This window comes from Synechococcus sp. OH2, assembly GCF_047462155.1.
Classification (GTDB): domain Bacteria; phylum Cyanobacteriota; class Cyanobacteriia; order Thermostichales; family Thermostichaceae; genus Thermostichus.
The window spans coordinates 22,352-31,355 of record NZ_JANSIR010000058.1; the positions used below are offsets into that span (position 1 = coordinate 22,352).

At 63.3% G+C, this 9,004-nt stretch carries 6 protein-coding genes and 1 tRNA gene; 4 read left to right on the forward strand and 3 right to left on the reverse strand.

The window, feature by feature from the left end:
• From NW835_RS04755 to NW835_RS04765, 3 genes are all read left to right on the forward strand, one after another.
• Positions 1-1,917, forward strand: a 1,917-nt coding sequence (locus tag NW835_RS04755; protein ID WP_414414650.1) for an alpha-2-macroglobulin family protein, incomplete at its 5' end; no start/stop codon positions are given.
• Positions 1,918-2,042: 125 nt separating this feature from the next.
• Positions 2,043-3,674 (forward strand): alpha-D-glucose phosphate-specific phosphoglucomutase, encoded by a 1,632-nt coding sequence (locus NW835_RS04760; protein ID WP_414414651.1) that lies wholly within the window; start codon positions 2,043-2,045, stop codon positions 3,672-3,674.
• 118 nt (positions 3,675-3,792) lie between these two features.
• Complete coding sequence (locus NW835_RS04765) at positions 3,793-4,704, forward strand: alpha/beta fold hydrolase (RefSeq protein WP_414414652.1); 912 nt, start codon at positions 3,793-3,795, stop codon at positions 4,702-4,704.
• Here the strand turns inward: NW835_RS04765 and NW835_RS04770 are convergent.
• Positions 4,701-5,162 (reverse strand): HHL1-like protein, encoded by a 462-nt coding sequence (locus tag NW835_RS04770; RefSeq protein ID WP_414364481.1) that lies wholly within the window; start codon positions 5,160-5,162, stop codon positions 4,701-4,703. The genes NW835_RS04765 and NW835_RS04770 overlap by 4 nt on opposite strands.
• Before the next feature lie 132 nt (positions 5,163-5,294).
• Between NW835_RS04770 and NW835_RS04775 the strand changes: the two genes are divergently transcribed.
• Positions 5,295-5,368 (forward strand) — tRNA-Pro (locus NW835_RS04775).
• Positions 5,369-5,381: 13 nt separating this feature from the next.
• Here NW835_RS04775 and NW835_RS04780 read toward each other — a convergent pair.
• On the reverse strand, positions 5,382-7,967 hold the full coding sequence (locus tag NW835_RS04780) for a DUF3536 domain-containing protein (RefSeq protein ID WP_414414653.1): 2,586 nt from the start codon (positions 7,965-7,967) through the stop codon (positions 5,382-5,384).
• Positions 7,968-8,301: 334 nt separating this feature from the next.
• Positions 8,302-9,004: bifunctional methylenetetrahydrofolate dehydrogenase/methenyltetrahydrofolate cyclohydrolase FolD (gene folD / locus NW835_RS04785; RefSeq protein ID WP_414414654.1), on the reverse strand; the 703-nt coding region annotated here is incomplete at its 5' end.

Below are 9,004 nucleotides of genomic sequence, written 5' to 3' on the forward strand. Positions count from 1 at the left end.
AGCAAAGACCTCTTGGTGCGCCTGGCCACCCCCCGCTTTTTCCGGGTGGGGGATCGGCTCACCTTGGCGGCCATCGTGCAAAACCGCACCGGTCAAGCCCAAGCAGTGGAAGTGGGGCTGGAAGTGCCCGGAAACCTAGAAGTGCAGGGCCCCCAACGGCAACGCCTGACCGTGCCCGCCCAAGGGGCGGAGCGGGTGGAATGGCCGCTGCAGGTGCTGGGGGCCGGCGATACCCCTGTGCGGGTTTGGGCGCAAGGGGAGGGGCTGCAGGATGCGCTGCAACTGCGGATCCCCAGCCAGCCCTTGGGAGCAGTACACCGCTTCTTCCAAACGGGGCGGCTGCAGGCGAACAGCCTTGAGCTGCCTTTGGATTGGCCGGCCACTTGGGTGCCGGGATCCCGACACCTGCATCTGGAACTGGCCGCCAGCCCGGCAGCGGAGCTTTTGGGGCCGTTGGACTATCTCGTCCAGTTCCCCTACGGCTGCACCGAGCAGACCTTGAGCCGCTTTTTGCCCGCCTTGGCGGTGGCCCAGGCCAGCAAGCAGTTGGGCTTGAACCTGCGCTCGCCCACCCTGGAGCGGCTGCCGCGGGTGGTTCGAGCCGGCCTGCAGCGGCTGGAGGACTCCCAGAACTATGACGGCGGCTGGGGCTGGTGGGCCTACGACACCAGCAACCCCTACCTGACCGCCTACATCCTGCAGGGCTATCATCTCGCCCAGGCCGCTGGCTATGCCCTCAAGGAGTGGCGGGTGCAGCGGGCTTTGGAGTACCTGGCTGGGCAGCAGTTCCAACCCCTCTCCCCCGATCTGCGGGCCTTTGTGGCCTACAGCCTGGCCCTCTGGGATCCGGCGCTGGTGACTGCTGAGCTGCCGCCGCCGCCGCAGCTTTCCACCTTTGGCCTGGCCTACCGCGGGCTGGCCGCCCTGCAACAGGGCCAGCGGGATCCCGCCCAAGCGGCTCTGGATGAGGTTCTAGAGCGGCGGCAAAGGGATCCCCAGGGGCGCTGGTTTCTTCCTGCCGCCTCCGCCCCGCCGACCGGGGAGCGCTCCACCTACGACGACCTGGAGGTGGCCGGGCCCCTCTTGCAACTGGCCGTGCGCCTGCAGGATGGCCGCGCCGGCGAGATCGCCACCGCCCTTCTCCAGCAGCGGCAGGACAACCGCTGGCGCACCACCAAAGCCACCGCCGATGCCCTCCTGGGCCTGGTGGCCTACTACCAAGCCCAGCAACAGCAACAGCCCGACCCCGGCCAGGTGCGGGTGTTGGAGGAGGTGAGCGGAGCTGAACTGGCACGTTGGCAGGCCAGCGCTGCGGATCCCCGCCAGGTGCTGGACTGGGACGACGCCGAAGTGAGCACCCTGCGCCGCCTGCGCTTAGAAAAATCCGGCACCGGCCCCCTCTACTACAGCTTGAGGGGAGAAGCTTTTGTTCCCAACCCTCTGCCCTCTCAAAGCCAAGGCTTTGCCATTAGCCGCAGCTACTTCCGCCTACAGCCCCAACCCCAAGCCAACGGAGAGATCCGCTACCGAGAACAGCTCCTGCGCCCCGGCGAGGCGGTGCGCGCCGGCGAGGTGCTCCTGGCCCGGTTGACGGTGGAAGCTGAGCGGGATAGCCACTATGTGGTGATCGAGGATCCCTTGCCCAGCGGCGCCGAGATCACCTCCCAGGATCCGCGGCTGCTCACCGGCTCGGCCCCCGACTACTGGTGGGACTGGTTTTGGACCCATCAAGAAAACCGCGACGACCGCGTGGCCTTCTTCAGCACCGAGCTCAGGCAGGGCCGCCACGAGTTCGTCTACCTCTTCCGCCCGGAGATCCCCGGCCAGTTCCAGGTGGCCCCTGCCCTTGTCCAGGAGATGTACGATCCCAGCCGCTATGGCCGCAGCGCCGGCCAGGCGCTCAAAGTCCTGCCCTGAGCCTGGCGGCAAGGGATCCTGAGGCAGCAAGCTACAGCAAGAGGCGACAACCAATCCCCAAGAGCGGGCAGAAGAGCAGGGCTGGGGATGAGATAGTAGAGGGGCAAGCAGAGTTTCGGCAGCTTATGACCCTCCGCACCGTGGCCACCATCCCTTTTCCTGACCAAAAGCCGGGCACCTCCGGCCTGCGCAAGCCGGTGCAGGTGTTCCAGCAGCCCCACTACCTGGAGAACTTTGTCCAGTCCATCTTTGACGTCCTCGAGGGATCCGCTGGCCAAACCCTGGTGGTGGGCGGAGACGGGCGCTACTACAACCGGGAAGCCATCCAGATCCTGCTCAAGATGGCAGCAGCCAACGGCATCGGGCGGGTGCTGCTGGGCCAGGGCGGGATCCTCTCCACGCCGGCAGTCTCCCACCTTATCCGCAAATACGGGGCCTACGGCGGCATTATCCTCTCGGCCAGCCACAACCCCGGCGGCCCCCAGGGAGACTTTGGCATCAAGTACAACATCGGCAACGGCGGCCCTGCCCCGGAGAAGGTGACCGAGGCCATCTACGCCCGCACCCAGCAGATTCGGGAGTACCGCATCCTGGAAGCCCCAGATGTGGATCTAGACCGCTTGGGAGAGCAGCGGCTGGGATCCCTGACGCTTTCCGTCATCGACCCAGTGGCCGACTATCTGGGCCTGATGCAGCGCCTGTTTGATTTTGACGCCATCCGCGATTACCTGGCCTCTGGGATCCGTATCGCCTTCGACGCCATGCACGCCGTCACCGGCCCCTATGCCCGCACCATCCTGGAAGAGTGCCTGGGGGCAGCGCCGGGCAGCGTCCTCAACGGCCAGCCCCTGCCCGACTTTGGCGGCAGCCACCCGGATCCCAACTTGGTGCATGCCCGCGCCCTGGTGGAGCTGCTGTTTCGGGAGGACGGCCCGGATTTCGGCGCCGCCTCTGATGGTGATGGGGATCGCAATATGATCCTGGGCCGCCAGTTCTACGTAACTCCCAGCGACAGTTTGGCCGTGCTGGCGGCCAACGCCCAGCGAGTGCCCGGCTACCGGGAGGGACTGGCCGGGATCGCCCGCTCCATGCCCACCAGCCAGGCAGCAGACCGAGTGGCAGCCAAGCTGGGGATCCCTTGCTATGAGACTCCTACCGGCTGGAAATTTTTCGGCAACCTCCTGGATGCCGGCAAAGTGACCCTCTGCGGCGAGGAGAGCTTCGGCACCGGCTCCAACCATATCCGCGAAAAAGATGGCCTCTGGGCTGTCCTCTTTTGGCTGAACATCCTTGCTGTGCGACGGCAGTCGGTGCGGCAGATTGTGGAAGAGCACTGGCGCACCTACGGGCGTAACTTCTACTCCCGCCACGACTACGAGGGGCTGCCGGTGGAGGTGGCCGAGGAGCTGATGGAGCACTTGCGGCGCTCCGTGACAAGCTGGGTGGGGCAGCGCTTTGGCTCCCAGACGGTGGCCTATGCCGATGACTTCAGCTACACGGATCCGGTGGACGGCAGCATCAGCCACAACCAAGGGATCCGCATTGGCTTTGAGGATGGCTCCCGCATCGTCTACCGCCTCTCCGGCACCGGCACCCACGGGGCCACTCTGCGGGTGTACTTGGAGCGATTTGAGCCGGATCCCAGCCGGCATGGCCTGGATCCCCAGGTGGCCCTAGCCGAGCTAATCCAACTGGCGGATCACTTCGCCCAGATCCGCGCTCGCACCGGTCGGCAGCAGCCGGATGTGGTTACCTGAGAGTCTTGCCGAGAAGCCAGATCTCCTCGGAGAAAGGGAGTGGGGGCGATGGCCAGCAGAGAAGGACACTCGAGAGTGGCGGTAGGATGAGGAGGTAGGGACCCACATTTTTCTGGCTGTGTTCACTGCTCCTCCTGCTAGTTTGGCAGCCGATCCCATTGCCCCTTTTGCTCCCCAAACCTGGAGCTGGCGGGGTCACGCCATTCGCTACGTCGTCCAGGGATCTGGCTCCCCACTGATTTTGGTGCATGGCTTTGGGGCCTCCATTGGCCACTGGCGGCACAACATCCCTGTGCTAGCGGCGGCGGGATACCGGGTCTATGCTTTGGATTTGCTGGGGTTTGGCGGCTCGGCCAAGCCAGTTCTTGCCTACAGCCTAGAACTGTGGGCCGAGCTGCTAGCAGATTTTTGGCAGCAGCACGTGCGGCAGCCAGCAGTGTTTATTGGCAATTCCATCGGCGCCCTGCTTAGCCTGCTCATGGCCGCCCAGCACCCGCAACTGACCGCAGGGGCAGTGCTGCTTAACTGTGCCGGCGGCCTGAACCATCGCTCCCACGAGCTCAGCCCGATGGCCCGCGTTTTCATGGCCACCTTCACTGCTCTGGTGGCCTCGCCAGTCACGGGGCCACTGCTGTTTAATTGGCTGCGGCAGCGGCAGCGGATCCGCGCCACCTTAGAACAGGTGTACTGCAACCCTGCGGCCATCACTGATGAGCTGGTGGAGATCCTCTACGCCCCTTCCTGTGACGTGGGAGCGCAGCAAGTGTTTGCGGCCATTCTCACCGCTCCCCCTGGCCCCACCCCCGAAGCGCTGCTGCCCCAGGTGCGCTGCCCGCTGCTGGTGATCTGGGGCGAACGGGATCCCTGGACACCTATTGAACGGGGCCGCGGCTTTCAAAACCATGTGCAGGGGATCGACTACCAATTTTTCCCTCTTCCCGAGACGGGCCATTGTCCCCACGACGAGCGCCCAGAGATCGTCAACCCCTTGATTTTGAGCTGGCTACCCAAAGCCTTTGCCACGGCTTAGCCTTTCTTGGAGGCTTGGGTAGTTCTTTTGCCCAGGCCCAGCCACCTGCGCACCCTGTCTATCCAGCTCTGAAGGGGCGAAGGCTGGGGCCGGACTGCCACCTGAATGGGCTCGTCTTGAAACTCTTTGTCCTTGAGGCGAAAGCCAAACTCCAGCTCGTCTTTGACTTTGCTAAGACGGGGAAAGAGGCGGACGGCTGCTTTTTTGAGCTCTTCCTCGTTTTGGAAGATGGCCTGATGGATGGCGCTGGAGCGACTGACCGCCAGGGATCCCACGGGTAGCCAGGGGTTGGGTTTGCCGGGCTCAGCTTGGCGGCGCCGGGCAAAAATGGCGAACTCCGGCATCCCCTTGGCTTTCAGCTCATCGTAGCGTTTGGCGGCTTCCTTGCGCTTAGCCGTGTTGGCCTTGGCCGGTTTTTTCTCTGGCTTGGATTGGCTGAAACCCTTGGTCTGACTCATACTCCGGTAGGGCAACGGTGGATCCCCATAGCTTAGCGCAGAACGACTCCCGCTTGGCCGGGGATCCCTGCTCCCACCCGCGGGAAGACAGCATGCATGGCATGCTATACTTACAAAGCTTTGGATTGACCTCGGGATGTAGCGCAGCTTGGTAGCGCACTTCGTTCGGGACGAAGGGGTCGCAGGTTCGAATCCTGTCATCCCGATGGGGGTTAGCCCTCAGCAGTTGCTGGAGGCAGTAGGTGCTGGAGGCAGTAGGTGCTGGAGACAGGCAGCACCATTGATGCGAAGTTGTTGCCCCAGCCGCAGCAAGCAGTGGAGGACTTCGCCAGGGATCCCAGGGCCACTGCGGAGCGCCTCTAATCGCTGCCGCTCTAGCCGCAGCAGGTAGAGCTCTTGGAGGCGATCCAGGCGGATAGGCAGGTTGAGATCGGCAGCTAGGCGCAGCCACTCTTCTAGGTTGTGGAGCTGTTCGCTGAGAGTTTCCGAGTCGGCTGCCTGGGCCAACTGCCACATCCCCCGCTGCAAGAGCCGATCCAAAACCCGGGCCGCCTCTTCCCGCCGCAACTGGCACCCCAACTGCTCCGCCTCGCGGGCAATGGCCCGCAACTCCAGCAGGTGATCCCGCTTGCCCTCTTCGATTTCCATCGCTCGCAAGCTGCTTAACAGGCGCTGGTTGAGGGTGATCTGCGCAGCAGCCAACAGCTCCTCTGGGATTGGCAGGCCATCGGCCCGAAAAGCCATCAAAACCCCGTAGTTTTCCAGGTAGGTTTGGCGGTAGAGCTGGGCTAGGCGATCCAGGGTATCCTGGGTTAACCAGCGCAGCATCTGCTGCCGGTCTTCCTCCGTCAAAGCGTTGAGGTCAAAGGTTTCCGGGCCAAACAGCTCCTGCAGGGTCAGGATCACCTGGATGCGGCTGTGGGCTCCAGACAGCAGGCGGGCTTTCAACTGCTCATAGCTGCGCCGCCCCGTAAACGGCTTGACGCCACATTGAAAGTCCCAGCCGCCCAGATGGAGGAGAGCGTAGATGAGGTCATGCTCCTCAAAGGTGGTGGGAAAAGAGAGCTTCACTCGCCCAACCAGCAGGGTGGATCCCCCTATAGCCAGGCGCTCCTGATCCACTGGCTCCAGCATATATCCGGGAGCTCGGGGCATGCTGTTGAACAGGGAAAGCATGGCGTGCTGAGCCACCAGCCGCCGCGGGCTAACTAGGCAGGGGCGCACCAGCGCCTGGTAAACGCCTCGGCCATCTTTGTAGAGCTCGAGGTTGCTGGGGGCTTTGCTCAAGCGGCGCAGAAATTCTTCTTCCAGATCCACATCCGCCACTGCTGCCGCCAGCTCGATGGCCCGCGCCGCGTAGCGCAGGATCTGCACTCCCTCAGGACGGGACAGCTCCTCAAAAAACCAGCCGCAACTGGTAAACATCAATTGGCCGTAGCGCTGCATCTCCAACAGGCGCAGCACTTGCACCCGGTCTTCGGCAGTGAGGCGGTGGCTCTGGTGCTCCTGCAAAAACGCCTCGCAGCGCTCCCGATCCAAGATCACCTCGATGTAGCGATCCCGGGCCAGCCAGGGATCCCGTAGGTAGGCCTTGGCCTCCGTTTCGTAGATCTCGGCCAACTGATCCCGCAGCCAGTTGAGGGCCTCCCGCAGCGGTTGCCGCCAGCGCTGGTGCCAGCCTGGAACTGCCCCACAGCCGCAGTCGCGCGACCACCGTCCCACCCCGTGGGCGCAGCTCCAGGCCGTAACTGGCTTGAGTTGCACCTCCCAAGCGGGGGGATGGTAGCTGAGGAAGTGGCCGTAGTTGCCCACCTGCCAGCCCCGCCGGGGAAACTCTTCGCAAAAGGCATAGGCCAGCGTGCGCTCCACGCCGCGCTTGTGGTGGCCAAAGGTCTCGCCATCGGTAGCACAGTTAATCAGATAGGGTTCCCCTTCTCTGTCAGGGCGGATGGCCAGCCGGAGCCGCTCTGCCAGCGACTGGGTGCTGTAGACAATATCGCCAAAGCCGAGATCCCGGGAGATAGGGCCGTCAAAAAAGAAAATGTCCAGGTAGCCGCTGCGATCCGGGGTAAAGCAGCGGTAGGGCCGGCTGGGATCGATCTGGCCCTGGCTGACATCGATCCATTCCGTTTGACCCAAAGGACGAATGCGCTGCGCCTGGCTGGGGGCGAGGATGACGAAACGGATCCCGCAGTCGACTAAGGCTGCAACTGTTGCTGCATCGATGGCAGTTTCCGCCAGCCACATGCCTTCGGGGAAGCGGCCAAAGCGATGCTGGAAATCGGCGATCCCCCAGCGGATCTGGGTGTACTTGTCCCGCTCGTTGGCCAGGGGCAGGATGACGTGGTTGTAGACCTGGGCAATGGCATTGCCATGTCCCTCCAGCCGCTCGGCGCTGAGGCGGTCGGCAGTCAAGATGCGTTGGTACACTTCAACGTCGTGCTCCTCCAACCAGGAGAGGAGAGTGGGGCCAAAGTTAAAACTCAAGAATTCGTAGTTATTGACAATGCGCACCACCCGCCCCTGATCGTCCAGGATGCGGGCAAAGGCGTTGGGACGATAACACTCCGCTAAAATGCGCTCGTTCCAGTCGTGGAAGGGGCTGGCGCTGGGCTGACGTTCAACGCGGTTCAACCAGGGATCCTCCCGCGGCGGCTGGTAGAAATGACCGTGCAACACCACGTAGGGGACGGTGGTGGTAGCTCGCGGAGGCGGAGAGCTAGCATCGGTTAGAAAGGGAGCCGGATCCCCTTGCCCTGATTGGGCCGCCGGCTCAGGGGGATTTTGGGAGCCACTCGGCAGCATGAGACCCTACTCCTTGCCCGCCCTCGGAGCTTCAGTTCTGGGGAAACGGGCCGCTAGTTAACCTAAGTTCATATCCATACGTTACAGCGATCCCCGATCTGCGACTGTCAACGTAAAGGATTTGGACAAAAATTTGACAGCGAATAACTATCGCTTAGCAATCTTCTTGCGCTCCCCCCGCGGGGACTCTCGAGCAGGCCTGAAGATCACTCATCTCACTGCCACTCGGAGTAACAAGCTATACAAGGAGCCTCGCTGATGTCTCCAAGGTTCCATCCTGGTGGCCAGCGGTTGGAAGTTTTTCAAGGACATGGATTTTGAGGACAGCCTCCAGCTACAGGTGGCTGCGAAGCTTGTAGCTTTCCAGGGTGTTGGCCAGCAGCATCGTCACCGTCATCGGCCCCACGCCGCCCGGCACAGGCGTGATGGCAGCGGCCCGCTCTTTAACCGCTTCGTAGTCCACATCTCCCACCAACTGCTCAGCTCCGTCAGGGCCTTGGATACGGTTGATGCCTACATCGACCACCACAGCCCCCGGCTTCACCATTTCTGCCTTGAGCAAGCGAGGGCGCCCCACGGCCATGACTACAATGTCGGCACTGCGGGTTACTTCGGCCAGGTTGGGTGTACGGGAGTGGGCCATGGTAACCGTGGCGTCGGCAGCCAACAACATCAGGCTCAGGGGCTTGCCCACCAGGATGCTGCGACCGACCACCACCGCCTTTCGTCCGGCAATCGGGATCCCTTCCGCTTGCAACAGGCGCATCACGCCCAGGGGGGTACAACTGCGCAGGCCGGGCTCGCCGCGCAGCAGCCGGCCCAGGTTGAGGGGGTGAAGCCCGTCCACGTCTTTGTCGGGGTCGATGGCCAGAAGGGGCGGGATGGGATCCCAGCCGGGGGGTAAGGGCAGTTGCACGAGGATGCCATCGACGCGCTCGTCCTGGTTGAGTTGGGCGATGGCGTCGAGCAGGTGGGCGGGGGAGTCTTGGGCGGAAAAATGGCGGCCAAAGGAGGCGATGCCCACCCGCTCACAGGCC

What these genes read in the sequence shown, in the direction of transcription:
- NW835_RS04760 (WP_414414651.1), top strand. Translation starts at nt 2,043, where the DNA reads ATGACCCTCCGCACCGTGGCCACCATCCCTTTTCCTGACCAAAAGCCG.
- NW835_RS04770 (WP_414364481.1), bottom strand. Translation starts at nt 5,162, where the DNA reads ATGAGTCAGACCAAGGGTTTCAGCCAATCCAAGCCAGAGAAAAAACCG.
- NW835_RS04780 (WP_414414653.1), bottom strand. Translation starts at nt 7,967, where the DNA reads ATGCTGCCGAGTGGCTCCCAAAATCCCCCTGAGCCGGCGGCCCAATCA.